This is a genomic window from Nonomuraea turcica (assembly GCF_030718205.1).
Classification (GTDB): domain Bacteria; phylum Actinomycetota; class Actinomycetes; order Streptosporangiales; family Streptosporangiaceae; genus Nonomuraea.
Window position 1 is genome coordinate 45,533 of sequence record NZ_JAUZQF010000041.1, and the last position, 24,598, is coordinate 70,130.

31 protein-coding genes and 1 pseudogene are annotated in these 24,598 nt (G+C 69.7%); 18 read left to right on the forward strand and 14 right to left on the reverse strand.

All coding sequences use genetic code 11. From position 1 onward, the window contains the following. The first annotated feature begins 124 nt into the window (after nucleotides 1–124). A complete protein-coding gene (locus Q9G87_RS55485; RefSeq protein ID WP_305924773.1) occupies nucleotides 125–760 on the forward strand; it encodes a transposase in 636 nt (211 codons plus the stop codon). Further along, the gene (locus Q9G87_RS55490) at nucleotides 711–1,253 is read left to right on the forward strand and encodes a transposase (RefSeq protein ID WP_305924774.1); all 543 of its coding nucleotides are present in this window, start codon (nucleotides 711–713) and stop codon (nucleotides 1,251–1,253) included. The genes Q9G87_RS55485 and Q9G87_RS55490 overlap by 50 nt, the downstream gene beginning before the upstream one ends. A gap of 34 nt (nucleotides 1,254–1,287) precedes the next feature. On the opposite strand, the gene Q9G87_RS55495 is transcribed toward Q9G87_RS55490, so the two are convergent. Next, entirely contained in the window at nucleotides 1,288–2,304 is a 1,017-nt protein-coding gene (locus tag Q9G87_RS55495; RefSeq protein WP_305924775.1) for a DUF5937 family protein, read from the reverse strand. 158 nt (nucleotides 2,305–2,462) lie between these two features. On the opposite strand from Q9G87_RS55495, the pseudogene Q9G87_RS55500 reads away from it, so the two are divergent. The 3 genes and pseudogenes from Q9G87_RS55500 to Q9G87_RS55510 all read left to right on the forward strand — a co-directional run. Next, nucleotides 2,463–2,684 (forward strand): annotated as a pseudogene (locus tag Q9G87_RS55500) (alpha/beta fold hydrolase); the annotation flags it as partial. Between the two features lie 79 nt (nucleotides 2,685–2,763). Beyond that, complete coding sequence (locus tag Q9G87_RS55505) at nucleotides 2,764–3,195, forward strand: acyl-CoA-like ligand-binding transcription factor (protein WP_305924776.1); 432 nt, start codon at nucleotides 2,764–2,766, stop codon at nucleotides 3,193–3,195. A 309-nt stretch (nucleotides 3,196–3,504) separates the two neighbouring features. After that, complete coding sequence (locus Q9G87_RS55510) at nucleotides 3,505–6,213, forward strand: helix-turn-helix transcriptional regulator (RefSeq protein ID WP_305924777.1); 2,709 nt, start codon at nucleotides 3,505–3,507, stop codon at nucleotides 6,211–6,213. A 7-nt stretch (nucleotides 6,214–6,220) separates the two neighbouring features. Here Q9G87_RS55510 and Q9G87_RS55515 read toward each other — a convergent pair whose 3' ends face one another. The 4 genes from Q9G87_RS55515 to Q9G87_RS55530 all read right to left on the reverse strand — a co-directional run bounded on the left by Q9G87_RS55515 (nucleotide 6,221) and on the right by Q9G87_RS55530 (nucleotide 8,165). After that, the gene (locus Q9G87_RS55515) at nucleotides 6,221–6,397 is read right to left on the reverse strand and encodes a hypothetical protein (RefSeq protein WP_305924778.1); all 177 of its coding nucleotides are present in this window, start codon (nucleotides 6,395–6,397) and stop codon (nucleotides 6,221–6,223) included. A 186-nt stretch (nucleotides 6,398–6,583) separates the two neighbouring features. After that, nucleotides 6,584–6,793 carry a hypothetical protein gene (locus tag Q9G87_RS55520; RefSeq protein WP_305924779.1) on the reverse strand — a complete coding sequence of 70 codons (210 nt, stop codon included), beginning with the start codon at nucleotides 6,791–6,793 and terminating at the stop codon, nucleotides 6,584–6,586. Further along, on the reverse strand, nucleotides 6,790–6,939 hold the full coding sequence (locus tag Q9G87_RS55525) for a hypothetical protein (protein ID WP_305924780.1): 150 nt from the start codon (nucleotides 6,937–6,939) through the stop codon (nucleotides 6,790–6,792). The genes Q9G87_RS55520 and Q9G87_RS55525 overlap by 4 nt, the downstream gene beginning before the upstream one ends. Further along, a complete protein-coding gene (locus Q9G87_RS55530) occupies nucleotides 6,936–8,165 on the reverse strand; it encodes a hypothetical protein (RefSeq protein WP_305924781.1) in 1,230 nt (409 codons plus the stop codon). The genes Q9G87_RS55525 and Q9G87_RS55530 overlap by 4 nt, the downstream gene beginning before the upstream one ends. 121 nt (nucleotides 8,166–8,286) lie before the next feature. On the opposite strand from Q9G87_RS55530, the gene Q9G87_RS55535 reads away from it, so the two are divergent. Further along, nucleotides 8,287–8,886, forward strand: a complete 600-nt coding sequence (locus tag Q9G87_RS55535) for an HXXEE domain-containing protein (protein WP_305924782.1) — start codon at nucleotides 8,287–8,289, stop codon at nucleotides 8,884–8,886. A 366-nt stretch (nucleotides 8,887–9,252) separates the two neighbouring features. Here the strand turns inward: Q9G87_RS55535 and Q9G87_RS55540 are convergent, their stop codons facing one another. Continuing rightward, nucleotides 9,253–9,423, reverse strand: a complete 171-nt coding sequence (locus Q9G87_RS55540) for a hypothetical protein (RefSeq protein WP_305924783.1) — start codon at nucleotides 9,421–9,423, stop codon at nucleotides 9,253–9,255. A gap of 85 nt (nucleotides 9,424–9,508) precedes the next feature. On the opposite strand from Q9G87_RS55540, the gene Q9G87_RS55545 reads away from it, so the two are divergent. From Q9G87_RS55545 to Q9G87_RS55575, 7 genes are all read left to right on the forward strand, one after another. Next, nucleotides 9,509–9,760, forward strand: a complete 252-nt coding sequence (locus tag Q9G87_RS55545) for a hypothetical protein (protein WP_305924784.1) — start codon at nucleotides 9,509–9,511, stop codon at nucleotides 9,758–9,760. Next, a complete protein-coding gene (locus Q9G87_RS55550; RefSeq protein WP_305924785.1) occupies nucleotides 9,757–10,422 on the forward strand; it encodes a carboxymuconolactone decarboxylase family protein in 666 nt (221 codons plus the stop codon). Before Q9G87_RS55545 ends, Q9G87_RS55550 begins: the two co-directional genes overlap by 4 nt. Continuing rightward, nucleotides 10,419–11,603, forward strand: coding sequence for an FAD-dependent oxidoreductase (locus Q9G87_RS55555; protein ID WP_305924786.1), 1,185 nt, complete (start codon nucleotides 10,419–10,421; stop codon nucleotides 11,601–11,603). Before Q9G87_RS55550 ends, Q9G87_RS55555 begins: the two co-directional genes overlap by 4 nt. Then, nucleotides 11,600–12,769: an FAD-dependent oxidoreductase gene (locus Q9G87_RS55560; protein WP_305924787.1), complete on the forward strand. Its 1,170-nt coding sequence runs from the start codon at nucleotides 11,600–11,602 to the stop codon at nucleotides 12,767–12,769. The genes Q9G87_RS55555 and Q9G87_RS55560 overlap by 4 nt, the downstream gene beginning before the upstream one ends. Then, nucleotides 12,766–13,983, forward strand: a complete 1,218-nt coding sequence (locus tag Q9G87_RS55565) for an FAD-dependent oxidoreductase (protein WP_305924788.1) — start codon at nucleotides 12,766–12,768, stop codon at nucleotides 13,981–13,983. Before Q9G87_RS55560 ends, Q9G87_RS55565 begins: the two co-directional genes overlap by 4 nt. Then, the gene (locus Q9G87_RS55570) at nucleotides 13,980–15,422 is read left to right on the forward strand and encodes an MDR family MFS transporter (RefSeq protein WP_305924789.1); all 1,443 of its coding nucleotides are present in this window, start codon (nucleotides 13,980–13,982) and stop codon (nucleotides 15,420–15,422) included. Before Q9G87_RS55565 ends, Q9G87_RS55570 begins: the two co-directional genes overlap by 4 nt. A 135-nt stretch (nucleotides 15,423–15,557) precedes the next feature. Beyond that, entirely contained in the window at nucleotides 15,558–16,553 is a 996-nt protein-coding gene (locus Q9G87_RS55575; RefSeq protein WP_305924790.1) for an alpha/beta fold hydrolase, read from the forward strand. A gap of 348 nt (nucleotides 16,554–16,901) precedes the next feature. Here the strand turns inward: Q9G87_RS55575 and Q9G87_RS55580 are convergent, their stop codons facing one another. Then, nucleotides 16,902–17,246, reverse strand: a complete 345-nt coding sequence (locus Q9G87_RS55580; protein WP_305924791.1) for a hypothetical protein — start codon at nucleotides 17,244–17,246, stop codon at nucleotides 16,902–16,904. A gap of 81 nt (nucleotides 17,247–17,327) precedes the next feature. Next, nucleotides 17,328–17,516 carry a hypothetical protein gene (locus tag Q9G87_RS55585; protein ID WP_305924792.1) on the reverse strand — a complete coding sequence of 63 codons (189 nt, stop codon included), beginning with the start codon at nucleotides 17,514–17,516 and terminating at the stop codon, nucleotides 17,328–17,330. Nucleotides 17,517–18,153: 637 nt separating this feature from the next. On the opposite strand from Q9G87_RS55585, the gene Q9G87_RS55590 reads away from it, so the two are divergent. Further along, nucleotides 18,154–18,324: a thiazolylpeptide-type bacteriocin gene (locus Q9G87_RS55590; RefSeq protein ID WP_305924793.1), complete on the forward strand. Its 171-nt coding sequence runs from the start codon at nucleotides 18,154–18,156 to the stop codon at nucleotides 18,322–18,324. Between the two features lie 45 nt (nucleotides 18,325–18,369). On the opposite strand, the gene Q9G87_RS55595 is transcribed toward Q9G87_RS55590, so the two are convergent. Beyond that, nucleotides 18,370–19,209 (reverse strand): alpha/beta fold hydrolase, encoded by an 840-nt coding sequence (locus tag Q9G87_RS55595; protein ID WP_305924794.1) that lies wholly within the window; start codon nucleotides 19,207–19,209, stop codon nucleotides 18,370–18,372. Nucleotides 19,210–19,277: 68 nt separating this feature from the next. Between Q9G87_RS55595 and Q9G87_RS55600 the strand changes: the two genes are divergently transcribed. Then, the gene (locus Q9G87_RS55600; protein ID WP_305924795.1) at nucleotides 19,278–19,409 is read left to right on the forward strand and encodes a hypothetical protein; all 132 of its coding nucleotides are present in this window, start codon (nucleotides 19,278–19,280) and stop codon (nucleotides 19,407–19,409) included. Between the two features lie 202 nt (nucleotides 19,410–19,611). Continuing rightward, a complete protein-coding gene (locus Q9G87_RS55605; protein ID WP_305924796.1) occupies nucleotides 19,612–19,779 on the forward strand; it encodes a hypothetical protein in 168 nt (55 codons plus the stop codon). Between the two features lie 145 nt (nucleotides 19,780–19,924). On the opposite strand, the gene Q9G87_RS55610 is transcribed toward Q9G87_RS55605, so the two are convergent. Next, complete coding sequence (locus Q9G87_RS55610; RefSeq protein ID WP_305924797.1) at nucleotides 19,925–20,170, reverse strand: hypothetical protein; 246 nt, start codon at nucleotides 20,168–20,170, stop codon at nucleotides 19,925–19,927. Here Q9G87_RS55610 and Q9G87_RS55615 point away from each other — a divergent pair. Both Q9G87_RS55615 and Q9G87_RS55620 read left to right on the forward strand, forming a co-directional pair. Next, complete coding sequence (locus Q9G87_RS55615) at nucleotides 20,154–20,738, forward strand: heparin lyase I family protein (RefSeq protein ID WP_305924798.1); 585 nt, start codon at nucleotides 20,154–20,156, stop codon at nucleotides 20,736–20,738. The two genes, Q9G87_RS55610 and Q9G87_RS55615, sit on opposite strands and share 17 nt — an antisense overlap. 68 nt (nucleotides 20,739–20,806) lie before the next feature. Beyond that, on the forward strand, nucleotides 20,807–21,676 hold the full coding sequence (locus tag Q9G87_RS55620; protein ID WP_305924799.1) for a hypothetical protein: 870 nt from the start codon (nucleotides 20,807–20,809) through the stop codon (nucleotides 21,674–21,676). 21 nt (nucleotides 21,677–21,697) lie between these two features. Here the strand turns inward: Q9G87_RS55620 and Q9G87_RS55625 are convergent, their stop codons facing one another. The 4 genes from Q9G87_RS55625 to Q9G87_RS55640 are packed head-to-tail and all read right to left on the reverse strand — an operon-like array spanning nucleotide 21,698 to nucleotide 24,597. Further along, on the reverse strand, nucleotides 21,698–22,057 hold the full coding sequence (locus tag Q9G87_RS55625; RefSeq protein ID WP_305924800.1) for an MmcQ/YjbR family DNA-binding protein: 360 nt from the start codon (nucleotides 22,055–22,057) through the stop codon (nucleotides 21,698–21,700). A 9-nt stretch (nucleotides 22,058–22,066) separates the two neighbouring features. Next, nucleotides 22,067–22,483 carry a CBS domain-containing protein gene (locus tag Q9G87_RS55630; RefSeq protein WP_305924801.1) on the reverse strand — a complete coding sequence of 139 codons (417 nt, stop codon included), beginning with the start codon at nucleotides 22,481–22,483 and terminating at the stop codon, nucleotides 22,067–22,069. A 55-nt stretch (nucleotides 22,484–22,538) separates the two neighbouring features. Beyond that, complete coding sequence (locus Q9G87_RS55635) at nucleotides 22,539–23,984, reverse strand: pyridoxal phosphate-dependent decarboxylase family protein (protein WP_305924802.1); 1,446 nt, start codon at nucleotides 23,982–23,984, stop codon at nucleotides 22,539–22,541. Next, entirely contained in the window at nucleotides 23,977–24,597 is a 621-nt protein-coding gene (locus Q9G87_RS55640) for a helix-turn-helix domain-containing protein (protein ID WP_305924803.1), read from the reverse strand. Before Q9G87_RS55640 ends, Q9G87_RS55635 begins: the two co-directional genes overlap by 8 nt. Nucleotide 24,598 lies beyond the last annotated feature (1 nt).

The window sequence follows — 24,598 nt, forward strand, 5'->3', positions numbered from 1 at the left end:
GACCTGTTCCCAGGTGGGGGGCGCCGCGCACGTCGGCCGCGCTGATCCCGTGCACGGCCTGCGCTTCGGCGCTGATCGACGCGTCCGATCGCATCCTGAGCCGCCCATCGGGAGGGTGCGGGCCGTGGCGGTGGACGACTTCGCCCTGCGCGACATCTACGCCACGATCGTGGTCGATTTGGAGGCCCGGCGTCCGGTGGAGGTGCTCCCGGGCCGGGAGGCGGGCCCGGTGGCCGAGTGGCTGACCATGCACCCTGAGGTCGAGATCGTCACCCGCGACCGCGCCCGTGCCTACGCCGAGGCCGCTCGCATCGGAGCGCCTCAAGCCCTGCAAGTGGTGGATCGCTGGCACGTCTGGAACAACCTGAACGAAGCCGTCGAGAAGACGGTCGGCGCGCACCACGGCTGGGTCAAGCAAGCGTATGCCGAACTGCCCGGCAACGGCGGCGAGCTCGCGGCCCCGCCCGAGCCGCCGGACGGCTACCTGGACGTGAACGGCCGCGAACGCGCCCTGGTGACCCGGACGACCAGGCGATACGCCGAGGTTCAGGAGTTGGTGGCCCAGGGCCGATCGCTCAAGGGCATCAGCCGGGACCTGAACCTCGACTACTACGCCGTACGCCGCTACGCCCGCGCGGCCAGCCTGGAGGAACTGCTGATCGCTGCCACCCACCGCACCACGCTGCTGGATGCCTATAAGTCGTACCTGTATGAGCGGGTTCAGCCAGGGGTGCCGCAACGCGAGTCTGCTGTTTCGTGAGCTCCAGGCACATGGGTACCAGGGCAGCGCGAGCCCGGTCGACCGCTACATCCGGCTGCTCCGCAAGGGCAGCATCGCCCCGCCACCACCCAGGCCCACACCCAAACCCCGCAAGATCACAGCCTGGATCATGACCCATCCCGACAACCTGCGTCCCGACCACGCGCTCGACCTCACGCAGGTCCGCGAGGCCTGCCCCGAACTGGACGCCACCTTCCGCCACGTGCGCAGCTTCGCCACCATGATGCGCGACCTACGCGGCGACCGTCTCCCCGCCTGGATCGACGCAGTTCCTGAAGAGGACCTGCCCCACCTGCACCGTTTCGCCCACGGTCTGCGCTACGACCTCGACGCCATCATCGCCGGCCTGTCGGTTCCCTGGAGTTCCGGGCAGGCCGAGGGGCAGAACACGCGAGTAAAGTTGATCAAGCGGCAGGGATATGGCCGCGCGAACTTTGACCTTCTCAGGAAGAAGATCCTGCTTCGAGACTGACGTCCCGCATCACAAGATCAGCGACAGAGCCTATTTACTCGTACTCACCTCTGCACATCAAGGAGTACGCAGACAAACGGTCGTTTTCTGAAGCTGAGCCGCCCAGCAGGTGGGCTGCTCGTTCCGTGCGCAGGTGGAGTGCCGTGCGGCCGTTGCGTTCTGTTGCCACCAGGTCCGCCCCGCGCAGCGCGCCCAGGTGTTGGGAAACGGCGCTCGGGGTGATGTTCAGGCGGGTGGCCAGGGCCGCGGTTGTCAGGGGTTCGGCCAAGGCGGCGAGGATCTGCGTTCTCGTGCGGCCGAGCACCGGGGCCAGGCCGGTCAGCGCCGGTTGAGGCAGCTCCCAGAGGAGGCCGACGCCCACCGCCGGATAGCGGATCGACGCGGCGGTGACCGGGGCCTTGTCGACGCCCACGTTCGGCCAGTTGAAGACGCTGGGCAGCAGGACCAGGCCATGCTCGCCGGCGTCCACCGTGCAGACGGAGTGCGGGGTGCGCCGGCCGTGCACCACCAATTGGCCGCCGTCCCAGGCGATGTCCCGGTGCAACTCGGCGAACAGCGCCTGCACCCCGCCCTCCACCAGGGTCAGCGCGCGCCGCCCGAGGTCGGCCTCCAGCACGGCGCGCATCCGGCCCCACTGCGGCGCGATCAACTGCTCGTGGCCGCGATGCAGCGCCTCGACCAGCCGCGGCAGGACCGTCGCGGGCTCGGGGGCGCGCTCGGCCGGCGTGCCCAGGACCGCGCCGTACTCGTGCCGGAAGAAGTCCTCTGGCGTGGCCCGCACCAGTTCCAGCTCCGTCGCCAGCGAAGGCAGGCGCTGCCTGGGCGCCGGGAACAGGAACGAGGGCAGCCGTCCGGAAATGAGCGCCCGCAGCAGCGGCAGCTCGCGTTCGCGCGCCAGCAGCGGGCGCGCCTGGCGCACCCAGGGTCGGTGGACGGCGTGGCCGCCCGTACCGAGCAGGATCCGCAACGCCAGCACGGTCTCGCCCAGCGGTGAGATGGCGAACCGTACCTTCGCGACCGACGCCGCGGTAAACCTGATCTCGACCGCCATCCGCCCTCATCATGTAGCTGTGGCTAAACGATAGCCGAGACGCGGTGTATCCCCGCAGGCTGTCGGGCATGGATTCCTTCACCTCCTACGATGGCGTCGAGCTCGCCTGCCGCGTATTCGGCGATGGCCCTCCCGTGGTCTGCCTGCCCGGCGGGCCAATGCAGGCTTCGGCCTATCTGGGCGACCTTGGAGGCCTCTCGGCACAACGGCAGTTGATCATGTTGGATCTGCGGGGCACGGGGCAGTCCGACATGCCGGAGGACACCGCCTCGTACCGCTGCGACCGCCTTGTCGATGACGTCGAAGCTCTGCGCGAGCACCTTGGCCTCGACCGGATGGATCTGCTCGCCCATTCCGCGGGCACGAATCTGGCCGTGCTATACGCGACTCGCCATCCGGAACGCGTCGGAAAGCTGGCGCTGATCACTCCGAGCGTCATCGCCGTCGGCATCACGATCAGTGGAGAGGCCCGGCGGGCGACGGCCCTACTGCGCAAGGACGAGCCCTGGTTTCCGGCCCCGAGCCGTTCGCGCCTACGAATCCGCACCGGAGGGCACATCTGGTTCCGAGGAGGTAGCCGAAGGCCCTCAGGCCGAGAAGAGCCCGTGGCGCAGGGTCCGTTACTTCTTCGCCGAGCCATCGGTCCGCGTGGCCGTCTGCGCCAATCTGGACCGCGCGAGCCAGCGGATCGCCCCGCTGATCGCGGCGACCACCGAGCTGACAGAAACGCAGGCTCGCGTGACCACGAACGCCCTCGTCTTCGGTTATTTCGCCGCACTTGAGCAGTGGTACCTCGACGGCGGCAGCCGCCCTATCGCCGACTACGTCGAGGAGGGCCTGCGTCCACTGCGCAGCGTCTGGCCGTCCTCTGACCACGAACATCCCGCATAAATTCTGCACGCACTCGCTTGGCGCCCGACGCCATCCAGACCAAATCGCCTTCCTTCGACGCCACCTTCCCTCGAGTTGACATCCGCCGTCCGCGAGGGCGCATGCGCCGGGCCGCCGACGGTTGTCGACCCCGGCGGAAGCCGATCCGGATGATCCTGCTTGCGCGGTCTGCGCAAATCTCGACCAGATCGCGGGTCATGGACATGGTGGGCGATTCGACCAACAGCGGATCGTGGGCTTCCGCCTCGCGGCGCGTAGGCGAAACGTTCCCCATACGTCACATTACGGACAAACGTTTCTTGGAGTGCCATGTTGTACGGGCGTCAGGCGGAGCAGTCCGTCATCGGCGGGTTGCTGGAGGGTAGGTCCGGCGCTCTGGTGGTGCGTGGCGAGGCGGGCATCGGCAAGTCGGCCCTCCTGGAGTTCTCCGCGGCGAGCACGCGGGGACGGGTGCTGCGGGTGACCGGCGTCGAGTCCGAGGCGGATCTGCCGTTCGCCGCCTTGCACCTGCTGCTGCGCCCGGTCGTCGATCACGTCGAGGCGCTGCCGCAGCAGCAGGCGGAGGCGTTACGTGGCGCGCTCGGCCTCGGCGGCGACAACCGCGGAGACCGCTTCCTTGTCGGGCTCGCGACGCTCAGCCTGCTGGTGGAGCTGTCGGCGGCGGGCCCGGTGCTCTGCCTGGTCGACGACGCGCAGTGGCTGGACGGCGAGTCGGCCGACGCGCTGCTGTTCGCCGCACGCCGCCTGCATGACGAGCCCGTCGCCGTCCTGTTCGCCGCACGGGAGGGCGAGTTTCCCGCCAGGGGTCTGCCGGAGTTGCGGCTGGGCACGCTGGATGCCGAGGCGGCCCGGAAGGTTCTCGCCGAGCAGGCGGCGGACCTGCCGCCGGCCGTTCGCGACCAGGTGGTGGCCGAGGCCGGGGGTAACCCGCTGGCGCTGGTCGAGCTGCCCCGCATGCTCACGGGTGAGCAGCGCAAGGGCGCGCTCGTGCCGCTGTCGTTCTCTCTCGGTACGGCGCAGCCGGTGACGGACCGGGTGCTGATCGGTTTCCGTGATCGGATCGCGGCGCTGCCTGACGCTACCCGCTCCTGCCTGCTGGTGGCGGCCCTCGATCACCACGACGAGCTGGATGTGCTGGCGCGTGCGGTCGGGCTGCTGGGCGCCTCGCTGGCCGACTTCGCCGCAGCGGAGCGCGCGGGCCTGGTCCGGGTTGGCTTAGGGGGTGTGGCGTTCCGTCATCCGCTGGTGCGCACCGCAGTGTTGCTGGCCTGTGACATCGCCGCCCGGATGGCCGCGCATCGGGCGCTGGCCGAGGCGGTCGATGAGGACCGGCGGGCCTGGCATCTGGCCGCCGTCACCCTGCAGCCTGAGGAGGAGGTGGCCGGGCAGCTGGAGGGCCTGGCGCTGCGCGCCCGGCGGCGGGGCGGGCAGGCGGCGGTGTCGGCGGCCTACGCGCGGGCGGCCGAGCTGTCGGCCGATCCTGGCCAGGCGGTACGCCGGTGGACGGCCGCCGCCGGCGCCGCGGCCGAGGCGGGCCTGTGGCAGCGCGCGGGTGAGCTGGTGGACCGGGCGCGGCATCAGGCCGAGGCGGTGACGCTGGAGGGTTGTGTGCTGGCCGAGCTGGCCCAGGTGAGAGCGAAGCTGGAGATCGAGGCGGGCCGGCCGCTGGCAGGCGTGCGGCTGCTACACGAGGGCGCCGAGGCGGCCGACGACCTGCCCGCCAGGCTGTCGCTGCTCAGCCTTGCGGGCTTCTACACCTGGGCCAGTGCCACCCACCCCGACCAGCTCGCGCTGGCCCGCCGTACCGAGGAACTGTGCCCGGACGGCGACGGGCTGCCCGCTCTGGTGCGCACGATCAATCACGCCATCCGCCTGATCCTCGAGGGTGACGCCGTGACCACGCTCACCTACCCCATGCCGGACCAGGCCGAACGCATCCCGTCCGAGCTGCGCTTCCTCATCGTCCACCAGAGCATCGTCCGCGCCGACCTCGACGGCATGCTGGAAGGCTCGGCCCAGATCGTCGAGGAGTACCGGGCGGAGGGACGTCTGGGACGCATGCCCCAGGCCATGACGATCTTCACCATCGCGCAGCTCCTCAACGGACACCACCGCTCCGCGCGCGCCACCGTGGTCGCGGGTCTGGCCCTGGCCGCCGACGTCGGCCAGCCGCAGTGGAGCAGCTACCTGGCGGGCGTGCACGCCTGGCTGTCCGCGGTCGCCGGCGCGCAGGAGGAATGCGCGGCGATGGCCGCGCAGGCCATCCGGGACGCCGGCCACCGCCGGTGGATGCCGGGATACTGCTGGGCCGAGTACGCCCTCGCGGCACTGGACTTCGGGCTGGGCCGCTACGAAGCGATGCTCGACCGGGTGGACCGCGCCATGTCCGGTCCCACCCGCCATGCCTTCCTGTGGCGGTATTCCTGGCCCGACTACATCGAGGCCGCCGTCCGGATCGGGGATCCGCAGCGTGCCCGGGACCAGCTCCGTCGCTACACGGAGTGGGCCGAGGCCACAGGTCAGGCCAGGCCGCTTGCCGTCCTGCATCGGGTCCGTGCGCTGCTGGCCCCGGACAGCGAGGCCATGGGCCTGTACGAACGTGCGCTGGCCCTGCACGGCGAGGGCGAGCAGCCCTTCGACGAGGCACGCACCCGCCTGGTCTACGGGGAGTGGCTGCGCCGAACCAGGCGGCGCGCCGAGGCGCGCGGCCAGCTCCAAGCCGCCATGGATGCCTTCGACCGGCTCGGCGCGACCCCGTGGGCTGCCCGCGCTGCCGCCGAACTGCGCGCCACCGGACTCTCCCAGCCGGATCGCTCTGGTGCCAGAGATCCGCTGGACGTGCTGACCCCCCAAGAGCTCCAAGTGGTACGGCTGGCCGTCACCGGCGCCTCCAACCGCGAGATCGGCGCGCAACTCTTCCTGAGCCCGCGCACGGTCGCCTCCCACCTGTACAAGGCATTTCCCAAGCTGGGCGTCTCCTCGCGCGCCGAGCTGACCAGGCTCCCGGGACTGATCTGAGGGCAGGTCACACTCGGCGGTAGATGATCGGCTGCGCGGCGATGCCGTTGGCCTTGAAGTTGGTCAGCACGAAGCGGCGGAAGGTGGGCCGGAAGATCAGGCTGGGTAGGAAGGTCCGCCAGTTCGGCCAGCTCGCGTGGTTGACGAGCCCGTAGTCGGCGGGCTCGTCCTCCAGTGGCTGCATCAGGGCGGAGTTGGGCAGTGCGGTCTTGGCCTGGAACCACCCGGCGGTGTATTGCCATACCTTCAGCAGGGTCTCGCGGTCGTCGGCGTAGAAGTAGTTGAGCAGGAAGCAGCGGTCCTGACTGCCGACGACGCAAATCAGGGCGCTCGTTCGCCGCTTCTGCCATCGGACTGATGTTCCTGACCGTCACACCAGCAGGCCGACTGTGATCGTCTCCTCGCCATGGTCCCCGGACAGGGTGATCGACAGTTCCCATACGCCGTCCATGGTGAACACGTCCTGTGTGGCGACGAAGCGGCCGGGGTCGGCTCGCACGGTGCCGACCGGCGGCAGCGCGTGGCCCATGCTGGGCATGGCCGCCGCCAGCGTGACCGTTTCGGCCTTGCCCGAGGTCACCCGTACCTCGACACGATCGGCCGCAGCACGGTGACGGTGTAGTGCGTGCCCGCCACCGCCACACTCTCGGGGTTGCCGCCGATCCAGCGCGAGGTGACGGCGAACAGCACACCCGCGATGAGCAGGCAGACGCCCGCGTACTTCATCGATCTACCTCCATGGTGAAGGGCCGCGTCAGGAGACGGCCTCCAGCGGCGTACTGGACCCAGGCCAGGTAGCGGCCCGGTTCGGGGAGCGTGAGCGTGAAGCGCAGTGCGGAAGGACCGGCCGCCGTCCCGTGGGCGTGCGCCAGGTGGGCGCCGTCCCGGCTCCGGACGACCATGTGGCCGGGCATACCCAGCCAGAGCTGGATCTGCCCCTCCGTGGCGACCTCGATGGTCACCGGGCTTCCGGCGACCGGCGCTGGCGGGGTCAGGCTGGGCATGGCGACCTCCTGCACGGAGGCGTCCGGCTGTGCCGTACCGGAGACTTCGAAGGCGCCAGTGAGAAGCTGCCCGCCTGACTGCTGCCGCTCGATCTCGGCATAGGCCAGGTAGCGACCCGGATACGGCAGGCTCAGCCGTACGGCCAGCACACCCGGCGCGGTCCGCAACGGATGCACGTGCCGGAAGATCACGCCGTTCTCGCTGGTGACCACGAGATGCGCCGGGGCCTCATGGTGGACGGCGAGGTCGTCCACCGGCCGTCCGGTCGCGCCGTCCGCGAGCCGCAGGATCAGGGTGAACTCGGCTCCCGTGACAGGTCGGGCGGGCTGGGTGGAGAAGCTGCCCTGCGCGTAGGGCCTGCCGGACTCGGCTTGCGGTGCGCTGCCCTCCGGCTGAGCGGGGGGCAGATACGGCCCGAGCAGCATCACGGTGACCGCGACTGCTCCGGCTGCACTCGCACCGCTCATGAGGAGCCGGGACATGCTTTTGGCGAGCACGCCGCCTACCAGCAGGAGACCAGTCACCAGGAAGGCGCCGTCCATCACCATCGTCCAGGGGGCGCTCTCGGGCACCAACACGCGGAACGGGATCATCGAGACCTCGTCACCGACGCGGACGCGCAGCTCGTGCGGGCCGGTGTGGGTGACCCACAAGGCGGCGGGATCTTGCCCGACACTCGCCGAGCCGGACGACCTGCTGCCGTCGGTCAGCGACCGTAACTCCAGCTGCAGGCTCGCGGGATCCGCCGCTTCCGCGGCCACCCGCAGCGCCGCCGGCACTTGCGAGAGCCCCGCGATGACGAGCGTCACCTCGCCCGTTTCGAAAGTCTGCGTCACTCGCAGATCCGCCCCCGCCTGGACGACATGCGCCCGAGCCGGGGCAGGAAGCGACAGCACCACCAGCCACGCGACGGCCAGAAGCCGCATCGCGCCATTGATCGCCTTCATGGGCAGGACACTAGGCAGCGGCTGCTATCTCCCGCCTCTGTCGGGTGACTGATATGCCCGGCATGCCTATCAGTCATCTGACAGAGGCGGCCGGCATCGCGCTCTCCCTAGCGTTCCGGCCATGACCAAACGACCTGAGCCCTACTCGGCAACCGTGATGGCGATCCTCGCCCTGGCCTTCTGCGCCTGGGCCTTGCTCACCCTGCCCATCCAGGGCGCGGTGATCCTCGTGGTCGCCAGCGTGCTGGGCTGGAGCGGCTGGATAGCCTTCAGCTACACCCGCCCGGTGAAGTCCAGGAAAGTGATCGCCATCTACCTGTGCGCCGTGGGCTTCCAGCTCATCCACATGGCCGAGGAGTACACCGGCGGCTTCCCGCACGAGATCGTCGAGCTGTTCGACTCGCCGCGCGACTGGCCGGAGAAGGAATTCCTGCTCGTCTTCGTCTTCGGCTTCGGCGCGCTCTACTTCTTCGCAGGCGCAGGCGCGCTCTACCGGATCCGGGCGGCCAACTTCTTCCTGTGGTGGTACGCCCTGGGCGCGGGCCTGCTCAACGGCATCGCCCACTTCGTCTTCCCGATCCTCAAGGGCGGCTACTTCCCCGGCCTGTACACCGCCGGCGGCCACTTCATCATGAGCGGACTGCTGATCTACTTCCTCATCAAGGAGAACCGCCAGCTCAAAGCCGCCGAACAGGCGGCTCAGCCGCTGCTGGTCAGGTAGCGACAGAGGGTCGGCGCGAGTCGCGCACCGGAGATTTCACGCATGCGCCAAGACACGGCCTCGCTCATCACCCGTACGGGGCGGGTCATACACGTGGTGACCGTGCGCAATCCCAGCGCCCGCTACCCCGTTGGCAGGAAATCCCGCGCGTCGGTCAAGCTCGCCGGGCCTGGCACACGCCGAAAGGAGCACGACAATGTCGAAGACCGTCCTGGTGCCCGGCGCCCCCACCGGAGGCGGCCGCGCCAGCGCCCTGCTGTTGGCCCGCGAGGTCTTCACCGTCTACGCCGGCGTGCGCAAGGAAGCCGACGGCCAGGCCCTCGGCCCCACCGTCACCCCCATCCAGCTGGATGTCACCGACGCCGGTCAGATTGCCGATACCGCCACCCGATCGGCCACCTCGACGTCCTGGTCAACAACGCCGGCATCGGCATCACCGGACCCCTGGAGTTTGTCCCCCTCGACGCGCTGCGCTGGCAGTACGAGGTCAACGTCTTCGGCCAGATCGCCGTGGAACTCAAGCCCTGGGGCATCCACGCGGTCCTCATCGAACCCGGCTCCATCCACACCGACGCCGTCGACAAGCTTGAAGACGAGGTCGAACCCCGCCTGGCCTCCCTCGGTGAGCAGGGCACAGCTGTACGGCCAGGCTTACCCCACCATGACCACCAACGGGCTGAAGGAAGAGCACACCCGGCTCCAGTCCCGACGTCGTCGCCTGCATGCCCTGACCGCGCGCAAGCCCCGCTCCCGCTACCCCGTCGGCAAGAAATCCCGCCTGATGAGCACCCTCGGCCGCATCGTCCCCGATACCCCCTCGACGCCCTGCGCCTGCGCGTGCTCGGCCAGTCCTGAACGGAGCCCACTATCTTGACCCAGCTCGCCGGCGCCGAAGCCCTCGCCGCGCTCGATCCCGTCTTCGCTCAGCTCGCCGTCGGCGCGGGCCATAACCTCTGGGGCCTGACCCACCTGACGATGCGCGAGAAGGCCTTCATCTGTCTGACCGCCGACCTATGTCATCCCCACCTCGACCTGCCCCTGGCGATGCACGTGCAGATGGCTCTGGCCAATGGCGTGGAGCCGGAGACCGTCAGGGAGCTCTGCCGGCACCTGGCGCCCTACGTGGGCTACCCGATCGTGGTCACCGCCTTCCAACGCTTGACCGAGCTCGGACTGCCCCAGGCCCAGGACGACAAGCCCGTCGAACCCACACCGCTGACCGGACCGCTCGCGCGAGCCGTACGCGCCCTGGAGGACGTGGACTCGGGCCTGGCCGCCTTCACCGAGGACCAGCTCGCCCAGCGCTGGGCCCGCCCGCACCTCAGCGTCCGCGAGCGCGCGCTCGCCTGCCTGGTCGTGGACGTCTTCTACCAGACGCTCGGCGAATCCCTGCGCCTGCACGCCGAGCTGGCCAGGTCGGCCGGGGCCACCGACGAGACCCTGCGCGACCTGCTCCGTGGTGTGGCCGAGTTCGGCATGCCGAGGGTCTGGGCCGCCGCGCAGGCGCTGCTCCCGCAGCCGAAGGAGGGCGCATGAACGTGGTGATAGCCGGAGGTGGTCCGGCCGGGATGATGCTCGGCCTGCTGCTGGCCCGCGCCGGGGTCGAGGTGACCGTGCTGGAGAAGCATGAGGACTTCCTGCGCGACTTCCGGGGCGACACCGTGCATCCCTCCACCCTGGAAGCGCTGGACGAGCTGGGCTTGGCGGAGCGCTTCCATCAACTCCGGCATCGCAAGGTCACCACACTCAACGTGCCGCTGGGCGGCGGGCTGGCGCCCATTGAGGCGTTCGCCGGGATGAAGGTGAAATTTCCGTACATCGCCTTCGTGCCGCAGTGGGACTTCCTCAACCTGCTCGCCGAGGAAGCCCAGCGGTACCCGAATTTCACCCTCCACATGAGCACCCCGGTACGCGACGTCATCCGCCGAGTCGGCAAGGTCGTGGGGGTCCGTTGCGACGATGGCCGCGAGTTCCGCGCGGATCTGGTCGTCGGGGCCGACGGCCGGAATTCTGCGGTACGGCAAGCGGCCGGAATGCAGGTTCACGAGCTCGGCGCGCCCATCGACGTGATCTGGTTCCGCCTGACCAGACACGCCGGTGACCAGGAGAATCTGGTCTTCCAACTCGCCCGTGGCCGGGGCATGGTCGCCATCGACCGTGGCGAGTTCTGGCAATGCGGCTACCTCATTGGCAAGGGTGGCTTCGACGACTGGAAGGCCAAGGGCATCGAGGCCTTCCGCCGGGACGTGGCGCAGGTGGCCCCGATGTTCGCCGACCGCACCGGCGAGCTGACCTCCTTCGAAGTGATGGGCTTCCTGGAGGTCCGGGTCAACCGGCTGAAGACCTGGCACCAGCCCGGGTTGCTGTGCATCGGCGACGCCGCGCACGCCATGTCACCGGTCGGCGGAGTGGGCATCAACCTGGCCGTCCAGGACGCCATCGCCGCCGCCAACATCCTGACCCGCCCGCTGCTGGACGGCACCCTCGACGAGAGTTATCTGGCCGCGGTCGAGCATCGCCGTGAATGGCCCGCCGTGCTCACTCAGCGGGTGCAGGCGATCCTGCAGCGCCAGGCGTTCGACGACAAGCGCAAGGACGGCCAGCTGCCCTCCCTGGCCCGTTTCCTGATCCAGCGCACGGCCATCCCCCGCTACCTGGCCGGACGTTTCCTCGCCTTCGGCTTCCGCCCCGAGCACATCCAGGAGATCCCGAGATGAGCGTGGCGATCTCGGGCGGCGGCCCGGCCGGGCTGATGCTCGGCCTGCTGCTGGCCCGCAAGGGTGTCGAGGTGACCGTGCTGGAAAAGCATGAGGACTTCCTGCGCGACTTCCGCGGCGACACCATTCACCCGGCGACCATGGAGCTGCTCGACCAGCTCGGCCTGCACGACCGATTCCACAAGATCCCCTACGGGAAGTTCCAGAACGTCGGCTTCGGCAAGGACCTGCAGGTCGGCTCGTTGACCGAGCTGGGGCTGCGCTACCCGTTCATCGCCATCGCGCCGCAGTGGGACTTCCTCAACCTCATCGCCGAGGAGGCCCAGCGGTACCCGAGCTTCACGCTGAACATGCGCTCCCAAGTGGTCGATCTGCTGCCGGAGGGCGGGGTGCGCTACCGCGACCCCGACGGTGAGCACGAGTTGCGCGCCGACCTCACGGTGGCCTGCGACGGCCGCGACTCCCTGCTGCGGGCCAAGGCCGGACTGCCTGTGCGCACCATCGGCGCGCCCTTCGACGTGGCCTGGTTCCGTCTACCCAGGCGTGACCCGGTCGTGGAGGAGTTTTACTACCGGGTCGCGCCCTACAAGTGGATCGTCGGATTCGACCGGCGCACATACATCCAGCTCGCCTACGTCTTCGACAAGAACCGGCGCGAGAAGCTGATCGGCGACGGCATCGAGGCCTTCCGTGACGGCGTGGCGCGAGCCGTACCGGAGCTCGCCGATCGCGTGGCGCTCCTGCGTTCCTTCGAGGAGGACGTGAGCTTCCTCGACGTGCAGGTCAACAGGGCTGTCAGGTGGTACGGCAAAGGCCTGCTGCTGATCGGCGACGCCGCTCATGCGATGTCCCCGATGGGCGGTGTGGGCGTCAACTACGCCGTGCAGGACGCGGTCGGAGCCGCCAACATCCTCTCCGACGCGCTCAAGAGCGGCGGGCCGGTGCCGGAGCACCTGCTGCGTGCCGTACAGAAAAGGCGCGAGCTGCCCGTCGCGGTGATGCAGCGGCTCCAGCTCCTGATGCAGCGGCGGCTGGTCGAGCCCGCGCTGCGAGGAGAGGTCGCGAACGTGCCCAGGATGGCCACGCTGATGCGGCGCATCGGTCCGGCTCGCCGGGCCTTGATGCGGCTACTCGCCGTCGGACTCAGAAAGGAAAGCATCCGATGAACGTTGTCATCGTCGGCGGCGGTCCGGCCGGAATGATGTTGGGGCTCCTGCTGGCCAGGGGCGGCATCCAGGTGACTGTGCTGGAGAAGCACGGCGACTTCCTGCGCGACTTCCGCGGCGACACTGTGCACGCCTCGACGATCCGGCTGATGGACGAGCTCGGGCTGGGCGCGAAGTTCCGCAAGCTGCCGCAGAGCCGCCTCGGAGAACTTGAGGCCCCGCTGCCTGACGGGAGCAGGATCGTACTGAGCGACATCGCCGGGCTGCCGGAGCCGTACAACTACGTCGCGATGATGCCCCAGTGGGATCTGCTGAACTTCCTGGCCGAGGAAGCCGCACGCGAGCCGTCTTTCACCCTGCTGATGAACACGGCGGTGACCGGGCTGCTCAGGGAGGGCGGCAAGGTCGTCGGTGTGCGCTGCGGCGATCTGGAGCTGCGTGCCGACCTGACGGTGGCCTGCGACGGGCGGCACTCGACCATCCGCCATGAGCTGGGACTGGCGGCCCGCGAGTTCCCGGTGCCCTTCGACACCTGGTGGTTCCGGCTGCCCCGCCATCCGGAGGAACGCGACGAGATCGCGCGGCTCAACGGGCAGTTCAAGGGGGACCAGATCGCGCTCAGCTTCACCCGGGGGGACTACTACCAGATCGCCTACTTCACCAGGAAGGGCGCCGACCCGCAGCTTCGGGCCGAGGGAGTGGAACGCTTCCGCGAGCGGATCGCCGGGCTGCTGCCGCAGTTCGCCGACCGGGTGGACCACCTTCGGAGCATGGACGAGCTGCACCTGCTCGATGTGAAGCTCAACCGGGTGGAGCGCTGGTACGCCGAGGGCGTGCTGCTCATCGGCGACGCCGCGCACGCCATGTCACCGGCGGGCGGCATGGGTATCAACCTGGCCATCCAGGATGCGGTCGCCGCGGCGACGGTCCTGATCGAGCCGTTGCGCGCTGGGAGCCTCTCCACCGCTGACCTGGCCAAGGTGCAAAAGCGTCGCTGGTGGCCGACTGTGCTCGTGCAGCGCTACCAGCAGGTGCTGCACCGCGCGATGTTCGTGCCCGCCTTCTCCGGCAAGGGCGCCCGGCCGCCGCGCCCGCTGGTCTTCCTGGCCAGGTACTTCCCGCCGTTCAAGAAGATCCCCTCGAAGCTGCTCGCGTTCGGTCCCCGGCCCGAGCAGGGCCCGGTGTACGCGCGGCGCCCGGAGCAGCGGCCATGACTGCGGTGGCCGCGCCCGAACGCCTGGATCCAGCCCTGCTCAAGCTCGCCACGATCGTGGTGGCGGGCGCGCTGGCCTCGTTGCTGAACACCACGATCCTCAGCGTCGCCATCGACGGCCTCGGGCGGCACTTCGACGCGCCCCTGGCGACGGTGCAGTGGGTCGCCACGGCCTACCTGCTGGCCATGGCGATGGCGATCCCGCTCACCGGCTGGTCGGTACAGCGGTTCGGCGCCAAGACGATGTGGATGTCGGCGCTGTCGCTCTTCCTCGCCGCGTCGGTGCTGTGCGGCCTGGCCTGGTCGATCGAGAGTCTGATCGCCTTCCGGGTGCTGCAGGGGCTGGCGGGCGGCATGATCCTGCCGCTGGCGCAGACGATCCTGGCTCAGGCCGCCGGGCCGTCGCAGTTCGGGCGGGTCATGGCGCTGGTGGCGATCCCGGGCCAGCTCGCACCGATCATCGGGCCGGTCCTGGGCGGCGTGCTCATCGACGGCGCGGGCTGGCGCTGGGTGTTCTTCGTCAACGTGCCGGTGGTCGGCCTGGCCTTGCTGCTCGCCTGGCGCGCGATGCCCTCCGGCCGGCCGCAGGGCCGACCGCCGCTTGACCTCCTGGGCCTCGTCCTGCTGTCACCCGGCCTGGCCGCACTGGTGTACGGCCTCGCGCAGATCGGCGGTGCCGGAGGCAAGGGCTTCGGCAGCACCGTGGCCGTCGTCATCCTGATGGCCGGGGTGGGACTGGTCGCGGCGTTCGCCCGGCACGCCCTGCGAACCAGAACCGCCCCCCTCCTCGATCTCCGGCTCTTCCGCCACCGCTCGTACACGCTCGTGACCACCCTGACGTTCCTGTCCGGAGCCTCGATCTTCGGGCCGATGTTCCTGCTGCCGCTGTACTACCAGCAGGTCCACGGCCTGACGACCGTCGAGACCGGGCTCATGCTCGCCCCCCAGGGGATCGGCACCGCCCTGTCGCTGCTGATCGCCGGACGGCTCAACGACCGCATCGGCGCCCGCCCCCTGGTCCTGGTCGGGCTGGCTGTCACCGTCGCGGCGACGATCCCGTTCACCCTGTCCGGCACCGGCGACCTCATCCAGATCATCACCCTGCTGATCCGCGGCATGGGACTGGGCATCGCGGGCGTGGCCATGATGGCCGGCGCCTACCAAGGACTGCGCCGCGACCAGATCCCCGGCGCGACCGGCCTGACCAATGTCGTCCAGCGCGTCGGCGGCTCGCTCGGCACCGCCGTCCTGGCCGTCGTCCTCCAACGGGTCACCCAGGGCAACGGCACCCCCGCCGCACTGGAAGGCGCCTTCGGCGAAACCTTCTGGTGGACGGTCGGCTTCGCTCTGCTCGCCCTCATCCCCTCATGGCTACTACCACGATCACGACCGGCCCCGACCGAGCCGGGTACGCGTGGTGGCCGCGGAACGACTCACTAACTGGATCGTCGAGTGCGACGGTGCCCCTGTGCGCCCAGGCGCTGTAAGCAGGATCACCCGCCGTGTCTGTCACGGTTCTCAGCGCCAGCCCGTCCAGACTCATGAACCCCTCCCCAACCGCACCAAAGGATCACCATGGTTCCCCTTGCCGACAACACACCTCCGAGCACCATCGCCCAGCCGGTGCGCAAGCGGCGCTGGCCCCGCTGGTTGGCGGCCGCGATAACGCTGCTGGTGGCCGCGATGCTGTTCGGCGCGTACGGCTGGCAGCCGGCCGAGGACGGCCGCGCTTTCCGCTCGCCGTACCTGGCCCAGGTCGGCTCGCGCTACGCCGACACCCCGATCGCCCGCTTCCACTACGTCCAGGCCGGATCCGGCACGCCGGTGATCCTGCTCTCACCCGGCGGCACCTCGGTCATCGGCTGGAAGGACCAGCTCGACGTGCTGGCCCGCGACCACACCGTGTACGTGGTCGACCTTCCCGGCCAGGGCTACACCCAGCTGAAGGACTCCGGCTTCGCCTTCGACCTGGATGCCATGGTCTCTGCCGTGGGAGCTTTCATGGACGGCCTCGGCGTGCGGCAGGCCGCCGTGGCGGGAAACTCCTGGAGCGGTGGCTGGGCCCTGGCCTTCGCCCAGCTCCACCCCGATCGCATCACCAAGCTGGCCCTGCTGGATGCCACCGGACTGGACCTGCCGGGCACCTTGATGTGGGAATCCCTGAAGATCCCCGTCATCGGCGAACTCGCCGTCAAGCTGTCCACCGGCAAGTCCACCGTCCGCAGTCTGGCCGAGGGCATGATGGTCAACAAGGGGCGCGTCACCGAGCAGCTACTGGACGAGTGGTGGGCGCCGATGACCTTCCACGACAACATCCGGGCCACCTACCTGCTGGAACGCCGTCTGGACTGGGCGCAGACCGAAAACGCGCTCCCTGCCACCAAGACCCCGACCCTGGTGTTGTGGGGCAAGCAGGACACCATCCAGCCCGTCGAGCGCGCCCACCGCTTCGCCGAACTGCTCCCGAACGAGCAGCTCGTGATCCTGGACGGCTGCGGCCACGCCCCCCAACTGGACTGCCCGGACCCGGTCAACCGCCACCTCCAGGCCTTCTTCGCCGACTCGCGATGACCATTCCGCCCCGGAGCGCATCCGCCGCAGGCACGGTAAACGTCGCAAACGCCGGTAGCCTGGGCGGTGGCGCAGGGTTGGGTGATGGTTTCAGGCGTTCGCTCGGCGGAGGCGTTCGGCTGCTTGTGTCCAGAACGCTTTGCCGGAGACTGCGGTGTAGCCGTGGAGTGCTTCCCATCGGATGTCGTGGGCTGCCGGCCACAGGCTAGCCGCCCAAGCAATCCCGTCGAGACTGCACCCGCGTCCCCGGCCGGTAAGTGGCCACTGCGCATGAGCCCGTCGGCCACTGCTCCCCATCGACGACCGCGCGCCACGACCGCCGGCCGAAACGGACCCGCCGCGCCGCCGTCAACCGTTTGCGCTTGCCCGCCCTGCCGGTCCGGACGAAGGGGAAGCATGAGCGGCCGATGCCCCGGGCAGGTCGGCGACGACCAACGGGGCGCCGAGACGTTCGAGCGCGCTTCGGCGGTCCAGCGCCGTCTGCCGGTGAGTCGCCACCACGGCCACAGGGTAGGCGGCCAGCAGCGCCACGGCGCCGACGGCCCGCAACCACGGACTGCCCACAGGTCCCACCGTTGTCGTGAGCATCGCGGCGACAGCGAAGGACGTGGCGGTGAGCAACGAGGCAAACCACAGATCGGTGAGGAAAGGGGCGAACCATGGATTGGGAGCGGAAACCAGCAGCGAGGTCATCCAGCCGATCAAAAGCGTAAGACCGAGCCCGATGAAGGTTACCCGCCACGCCGGGCGGACCCGAAGCAGCAGCAGGGTGACTCAGGCCAACACCACCGTGACAGCACTCGCCAGGAGGAAGATGCGGGGCAAGCACTCCAGGCCACCGGTGGGGCAGATGAGAGCGACGACGACCCCGGAAAGGACCACAAGATTGGAGACACCGATCACGACCACAGGCAAGACCGCCCCAACCACGCCTGCAATAACGATCTTCGATAATTGGGTCACGACCCCAATCATCCATTGATTCCGTTCGCCGGGACTGAGTACGTCTACTCAAATCGCGTACTCAAATCTCGGATGCGCCGAGCCCGAGCGCTTTGACCGGCGGCCGAAGAGGAAGACATCCAATGGCCACCACCAGCTCGTCCATCGCGCGCCGGGCGCCGGTCTCTTCCTCGTCGAGGCGGTCCCGCAGGAACTCGACCAGGCGTTCACGCTCCCGCCTCCTCCACTTCGACCCGCACCGTCACCGGCGTCAACATGTCTGTAGATGGCAACACCTGCCGGGGACGGGAGTGTCGTGTCCCCGGCAGGTGTGCGGTCAGAACAACCGCCAGACCTGGAAGCTGGAGTCGGACCGGGGGCGGGCGTAGTTCACGTCAACTCGCGCAACGCCCTCTCAGACTCGGACGAGCGCTGCAGCCAGCTCGGCATTGCGTTGGGCGAATTCGGCCCATTCAGGCGGTGTGACGGCGCTCGCCCGGGCGACGCGTGCTGGCCGAGACCGCGCTTGACGGCCCGGAACTCCTGTAGCTCCGGCGAGCCGCCACTCAGTTGAGCAGTGGGTACGGCGGCGGGGTGCCAGGACCTCGGTGGCTTCGGCGCTGGGTTTGACGTAGCGCATGGCGGTGCGGGGGTTCTTGTGGCGGGTCTTGCCCATGATGAGCTGCAGCGGCACTTCGGTCTCGGTCTCGGCCGATTCGAGATCTCGGACTACTCCGACGCCGCCGAGGTCGTCCTGGCGGGCTCGACCTCGACCTCTTCGACCTCGACCTGCTCCAGCACGACCAGCACCACCTCCTGCAGCGCCTGATCCGGCTGATCGGCAGACTGCCGAGCGCTGCGAGGGAGGGGTCGCCTACCGCAGAAATGCCGAGATGGTGGCCACGAACTGGTCGGCGTCATCGAGCCACGGAAAGTGCCCGGCTCCGGCTTGAACGATGAGTTCGGCGCGTGGAAACAGCTCGGCGAGCTCGGTCATCGCAGGAGGAGGGGAGTTCAGGTCCACCGCGCCCGCGAGCAGCAGCACCGGTGATGTGCAGCGGGTGAGCGCGGCCCGCGTGGCTTCGGGATCGAAAGCACCTTCGGAGCCGAAGACGGCCGCTGCCTCACTGTTCCGCTGCCCGTCCTCGGCGGCCTTGTGCGCCTGAGCCGTCTCGTCCCAACGGCGGTACCAGAATGGCGCGATGGCCTGAAAGGCATCGCCGGTGCCCTGGCCGGCCAGGACCTTCTCCAGAGCCGCGAACGCCAGCGGAAACCAGGGCTCGTCCTTGCGCAGTAGGGCCGTCGCCCGCCGGGCCTCTCCACTGATCGTGATGCCGACGGCGATGACGCTCGGAGTGATCAGCGCCAGCTTTCCGACGCGTTCCGGATGGCGAGTCGCGTATAGCACGGCCAGATTCGTGCCCGCGGAATGGGCGAGCAGATCCATCCGGTCGAGGCCAAGGTGCTCGCGCAGAGCTTCGACGTCATCGACAAGGCGGTCGCAGCGGTACGAGGCGGTGTCCTCCGGCATGTCGGACTGCCCCGTGCCCCGCAGATCCAACATGATCAACTGCCGTTGTGCCGAGAGGCCTCCAAGGTCGCCCAGATAGGCCGAAGCCTGCATTGGCCCGCCGGGCAGGCAGACCACGGGAGGGCCATCGCCGAATACGCGGCAGGCGAGCTCGACGCCATCGTAGGAGGTGAAGGAATCCATGCCCGACAGCCTGCGGGGATACACCGCGTCTCGGCTATCGTTTAGCCACAGCTACATGATGAGGGCGGATGGCGGTCGAGATCAGGTTTACCGCGGCGTCGGTCGCGAAGGTACGGTTCGCCATCTCACCGCTGGGCGAGACCGTGCTGGCGTTGCGGATCCTGCTCGGTACGGGCGGCCACGCCGTCCACCGTGGCTGAGAAGGCAAGCCACTACATCCACCATAACCAGCCGGAACTCGTCGTAGACGCCATCCTCGACATTGTGCGGGCTACCCGAGCCTAAGGTAACTACCAGCCGTATAGGCAGGTAGGCGGCGGCACATGGGTGGATGCCAGGGATGTAGAGACTACGTCTCACTCCACCGCCGGCCCCCTTGTGGTCAACGTGCGCGGCCGTTGCGTGGGCGTCTGGGGAGCGGTCGAGATCCGCGGCAACCTCAGCCCGCGCCGCCGCTGGCCCCGAGCGGCCGCCGTGACCGCGGCCGATACCACCACCGCGCGGATCGCCGGCGCCGACCAGGCTGTCCGTTGTCCGCAGACCCTCGCCGTCATGGCCCACCGTGACTAGTCGTCGTCCGGGGTTCCCGGTGGCCAACTCGCGCTTGGCAGTTTGCAGGAACCGAACCCCGGTGACAGCAAACAACCGCTGCCGGCTCGGCTCCTTGGGACCGCTGAGGCAGTCGGCGGTGTTCAGCCCGCTGACCACAGGCCGATCAGGCTCGTGCCTTGAACACCAGGGAGCGGATCGCAATCGCCAGCTCGCCGGGATCAGCAATGGGCCGGACGTCCTCCACAGCCGAGCCATCGCGGCGCACAATGCGTGTGGAGAACGCGCCATCACGCTCATCGAGGTAGATCGTGCCGCCGCGCTTGGTGGTGATCGCCTGCCCGGGTGTGTCCGGGAGCTGGAACAGCTTCCCGCAGAAGCCGCAGAAGCAGGGCGTGCTGCGCACGGTCACCAGCCCCGTCTACAAGGGGACCACCGCCGTCGAGGCCAGGCAGACCTACGTCAACGAGGGCGGCGGATACCACTCCGAGACCGTCCAGCACCGGACCCAGGCCGTGGGCCAGGACCGTTACTACGGCCAGGCCATCTACCTGCCGCCGACCTGGCAGTTCCACAACCAGAACGTCACTTTCCAGCAGTGGTCGCCCGAGGACCCCGAGGGCCCGTGGGAGCTGATGTTCGTCCAGAACGACGAGATCAGAATCGGCGGCTCCGGCGGCTTCTCCGCCACCCTCGGCAAGATCACGAATCTGCGGGGGACGTGGATCAGGATCGTCACCCGCCTCAAGTTCCACGCCACCGACGGCGCCTTCGAGGTCTGGATCAACGGGCAGAAGACGTGGAGCCGTACCGGGGTCACGGTGTTGCCCAAGACGTCGCAGACCATCCGATGGTCGTCGGGCATCTACTGCACCGGCTGGCGTGAGGGCACGCCGAGCGGGCAGAGCGTTCTGTCGATCTACCACGATCACGCCAGGATCGCCTCCTCCTACGCGCTCGCGGAGCCGGCCAACTGGTGACGCCCTCATGATTCGGGCGGCCGGAAAATGCCGGGCGTAGGCGGGAATCGCCGTGATAGGGGTGGGGGATGACGGAGCGAGCGAGCGCACTTGACCGAGTGCTCAGGCAGGCGGGCGGACCCGAGATCCTGGACGTCCTGTCCGAACGCCTGTCCGGTGCCGACCTGACCACGCTGCTGCTGGAGGTGATGCGCCGCCGCGCCCGGGCGCTCGCTCCGGCCGACGTGCTGCGCCGCTACGGCCAGGACCGCTTCGTCGCCCCCGCCCCGATTCCGTTCGGCAGGCTGCGGCACGCGGAGGACGCCGTGTTGTCGGCGCTGCCCGCCGACGTCGAGGTGGTCACGCTCGCCCCGGTGGCGCCGCTCGGCGCCTGCTCGGCGGTCGGCCCGGTGGACCAGAACAAGGTCGTCTCCACCATCAGGAACAGCGAGGTCGCCGCCGACCCCACCAACGCGCTCGCCCTGGAGGCGGCCGTGCGTCGCCGGGCCGCCTCAGGGGCCGGGCCGGTACGGCTGGCCGCGCTGCAACGCGTCACCCGCGCCCAGCGCTTCGAAGGCGCTGCCGTCTTCGCGCACTTCACCCTGTTCGCGCTGGTGACGGCGGGTCGGGACACCGGCGACCTGGCGTTCGAGCGGCGCCACGCGGCCGAGCACCTGTCCATCCTCTCCAAGGCCGTACGCGCCTGCGGGATCCCGGACCCCGAGGCGCGGGTCACGGTCCTGGACGAACGCTTCGAGCGCGTGGCCGCACCGCTCGAGGCGAAACCCGACCCGGACAGGGAGAGTGGCCGGGGTTACTACACCGGCCTGTGTTACAAGATCTACGGCGACGGGCTGGAGGTCGGCGACGGCGGGTTCGTAGACTGGACGGCCCGCCTGCTCGGCAACCGCAAGGAACGCCTGCTGATCAGCGCGCTCGGCGTCGACCGGCTCGCCTGAGCCCAGTGCCCGGGCCTGAGCTCAGGGGCGGGCGCGCTCGGCGGCCAGCTGCTGCTCCAGGCGCACCTTCTTCGGCACGCACATCCGCCACGCCTCCAGCACCAGCTCGCGCATCTCCGCGACCTCCAGCGCGGCCAGGCGCACCACCACCCAGTTGAAGCGCAGATCCGACTCCCTCGGCATGAGGAACTTGTCCGGCTCGGCCGCCACCAGCGCCTCGCGCTCCTCCTTGGGGAACCCGAAGCCCATGAGCGTCTCGTCCCGCGAGAATGCCACGTAGACGATCTGGCCGACGCGGAACTTCACCCGGTCCCTGATGAGGTGCTCCGACGAGCGCGGAAGCGTGCGCGTGAACTGTCGTACATCGTCGACTGTGACCACGCGGCCACGTTACCGGTTGCCCTCGGCGGCCGAAATGTCGGCGAGCGCCGAGTTCGGGTCGCGCTCGAGCGCGAGGTCGCCGAGACTGACGATGCCGACGGCGCGGCCGTCCTCGACCACTGGCAGCCGGCGCACGGCGTGCGAGCGCATGAGCTGCACGGCCTGGTCGATGCTGGTGTCGGGGCCGACGGCCTCGACGGCCGGGCTGCAGGCCTCGCGGACCGGCGTCTGCGGGCCCTTCTCATCGGCCACCACGCGCACCGCGATGTCGCGGTCGGTGACGATGCCCGCCATGCGGCCGTTGTCGTTGACGATCACGGCGCCCGCGTCGTTCTCACGCATCAGCGCGGCGGCGACGGACACGGGCTGGTCGCCCTCGATCGTCGCCGGGTGGCTGGTCATCACGTCCGCCACGGTCTTCGCCATGGAATGCCTCCTGTAGGTCGGTCGGGCCGACCCCCTACCCGGGCGAATGGGCGACTCACGTCTGGAGGCTCTTGGCCGCCAGGCGGATCTCGTCGAGCAGCACGGCCAGGTCCCGCTCGGTGGTGTCCGGGTGCAGGAAGCAGGCCCGCAACGTCTCGCCGCCACCGAGCCGGGTGCCGGTGAGGAACGCGTTCCCGCGGGCCTGGACCGCGCCGGGGATCGCCCGGTTGAGCGCCTCCAGCCCGTCGCCGTCGTGCGGGCGGTAGCGGAAGGCCGTGATCGACGTCGTGACCGGGGCGAGCAGCTCGAAGTCGGCTGCCTCCTCGACCATGGCGGCGAGCGTGCGGGCCAGGCCGGCCGTGTGGTTCACCAGGCTCACGATGCCGGAGCGGCCGAGGTGGGACAGGGTGGCCCAGGTCTTCAGCGCCCGGAACGGCCGGGTCTGCTCGGGCCCGTACTCGGCGAACCAGCCCAGCTCGCCGGCGTTGTCGTCGATCAGGTACGACGGCACCAGGCTGAACGCGGCCCGCGCAGCCGCCGGGTCGCGCAGCAACGCACACCCGCAGCCCACCGGCACGCCCAGCCACTTGTGCGGGTCCAGCGCGAGGGAGTCGGCCCGCTCCAGGCCCGCATAGTGCGGGGAGGCGCCGTCGGCCAGGATGCCGAGCGCGCCGTAGGCGCCGTCCACGTGGAACCAGAGCCCGTGCTCGGCGGCCACGTCGGCGATCTCGCCGAGCGGGTCGACGGCGCCGGAGTTGACGGTGCCCGCACTGCCCGCCACGCAGAACGGCCGCAGCCCCGCCTGGAGGTCCTCGGCCACCATGGCGCGCAGTGCGGACACGTCCATCCGGTGCGCGGCGTCCACCGGCACCGTGCGCACGTGCCGCGCCCCCAGGCCGAGCAGCTGGGCGGCCTTGTGCAGGCAGCTGTGGCCTTCCTCGGTGACGTACATGACCATGGGCGGACGCCCGGACAGCCCCTCCTCGCGAGCGTCCCAGCCGTCGGCCAGCGCGGCCCGCTGGCGGGCGGCGGCCAGGCAGATCACCGTGGCCATCGACGCCCCGCTGGTCAGCAACCCGCCGCCGGGCCGATGCGGGAACCCGACCAGCTCGGCCAGCCACCGCACCACCGCCCGCTCCAGGTGCGGCCCGGCATGGTCGCCGCCGGCGCAGCTGGGGTTGAGCGCGGCGGCCAGCGGCTCGACGAGCACGCCCGCCGGGTTGGGCGGGGAGTTGACCCAGCCGAAGAAGCGGGGGTGGCCGTTGCCCATCGGGTGCGGCAGCACGTGCGCGCGGGCGTCCTCGAGCAGCTCCTCCAGCGGGCGTCCGGTCTCCGGCAGCTCCTGGTCACTCAGCCAGGCACGGTCCGCGGCCGGCACCGGCTGCCAGACAGGCCGGTCTGCGACGCCCGCGAGGTGCCCGGCCACGATCGCGGCCGCTTTCGCACCGGCCGCACGCAGGTCCTCGCCGTCGTTGACGGTCGCCGGGCGCAGGTCATTCATCGAGGGGTTCCTTCCGTGTTTCGTGGTGCCCGGCGCCGCCCAGCTCCATGGCCAGGTAGTAAACGCAGTCGACGGCGCCGTCGTTGGCGAAGGCGTGGCGGCAGTCGCCCGGGTAGTAGACGGCGTCGCCGGTGTCGAGCACGTACGCCCTGCCGTTGATGGTCAGCCGCAGGCTGCCGTGCTCCACCGCGAGGTATTCTCGCGACCCGGGCGCGTGCGGCTCGAACTCGCCCGCGTCCACGCCCGGACCGATGGTCGTGCGCATGAACTCGAACTCCACGTCGCTGATCACCGGCGACAGCACCCGACGCTCCCAGCCCGACGGGTCGCGCAGCACCCGCTGCTCGCCGTGGCGCAGCACGCGCATGGCGCCGTGCGCCGGCTCGTCGAGCAGCCGCGCGATCGACGTGCCGAGTGCCGTGGCCAGCCGGTCGAGCACCAGCACGGTCGGCGTCTTGGCGCCGCGCTCGACGTCCGACACCATGCTCCTGCTGATGCGGCTCAGCTCGGCCAGCCGCTCGATCGACAACCCGCGCGCCCGCCGCTCGCCGCGGATCCGCTGTCCCAGCTCGGCCATCGACAGGCCGGTGGACAGGACCCCTTCGCCGTCCATT

Coding starts and splice junctions, on each gene's coding strand:
- Q9G87_RS55510 (WP_305924777.1), top strand. CDS start 3,505: ATGTTGTACGGGCGTCAGGCGGAGCAGTCCGTCATCGGCGGGTTGCTG.
- Q9G87_RS55620 (WP_305924799.1), top strand. CDS start 20,807: ATGACGGAGCGAGCGAGCGCACTTGACCGAGTGCTCAGGCAGGCGGGC.
- Q9G87_RS55630 (WP_305924801.1), bottom strand. CDS start 22,483: ATGGCGAAGACCGTGGCGGACGTGATGACCAGCCACCCGGCGACGATC.
- Q9G87_RS55600 (WP_305924795.1), top strand. CDS start 19,278: ATGGCGGTCGAGATCAGGTTTACCGCGGCGTCGGTCGCGAAGGTACGG.
- Q9G87_RS55570 (WP_305924789.1), top strand. CDS start 13,980: ATGACTGCGGTGGCCGCGCCCGAACGCCTGGATCCAGCCCTGCTCAAG.
- Q9G87_RS55495 (WP_305924775.1), bottom strand. CDS start 2,304: ATGGCGGTCGAGATCAGGTTTACCGCGGCGTCGGTCGCGAAGGTACGG.
- Q9G87_RS55640 (WP_305924803.1), bottom strand. CDS start 24,597: ATGGACGGCGAAGGGGTCCTGTCCACCGGCCTGTCGATGGCCGAGCTG.
- Q9G87_RS55490 (WP_305924774.1), top strand. CDS start 711: ATGAGCGGGTTCAGCCAGGGGTGCCGCAACGCGAGTCTGCTGTTTCGT.
- Q9G87_RS55560 (WP_305924787.1), top strand. CDS start 11,600: ATGAGCGTGGCGATCTCGGGCGGCGGCCCGGCCGGGCTGATGCTCGGC.
- Q9G87_RS55530 (WP_305924781.1), bottom strand. CDS start 8,165: ATGAAGGCGATCAATGGCGCGATGCGGCTTCTGGCCGTCGCGTGGCTG.
- Q9G87_RS55525 (WP_305924780.1), bottom strand. CDS start 6,939: ATGAAGTACGCGGGCGTCTGCCTGCTCATCGCGGGTGTGCTGTTCGCC.
- Q9G87_RS55595 (WP_305924794.1), bottom strand. CDS start 19,209: ATGGATTCCTTCACCTCCTACGATGGCGTCGAGCTCGCCTGCCGCGTA.
- Q9G87_RS55555 (WP_305924786.1), top strand. CDS start 10,419: ATGAACGTGGTGATAGCCGGAGGTGGTCCGGCCGGGATGATGCTCGGC.
- Q9G87_RS55535 (WP_305924782.1), top strand. CDS start 8,287: ATGACCAAACGACCTGAGCCCTACTCGGCAACCGTGATGGCGATCCTC.
- Q9G87_RS55580 (WP_305924791.1), bottom strand. CDS start 17,246: ATGACCTCGCTGCTGGTTTCCGCTCCCAATCCATGGTTCGCCCCTTTC.
- Q9G87_RS55575 (WP_305924790.1), top strand. CDS start 15,558: ATGGTTCCCCTTGCCGACAACACACCTCCGAGCACCATCGCCCAGCCG.
- Q9G87_RS55515 (WP_305924778.1), bottom strand. CDS start 6,397: ATGCAGCCACTGGAGGACGAGCCCGCCGACTACGGGCTCGTCAACCAC.
- Q9G87_RS55635 (WP_305924802.1), bottom strand. CDS start 23,984: ATGAATGACCTGCGCCCGGCGACCGTCAACGACGGCGAGGACCTGCGT.
- Q9G87_RS55565 (WP_305924788.1), top strand. CDS start 12,766: ATGAACGTTGTCATCGTCGGCGGCGGTCCGGCCGGAATGATGTTGGGG.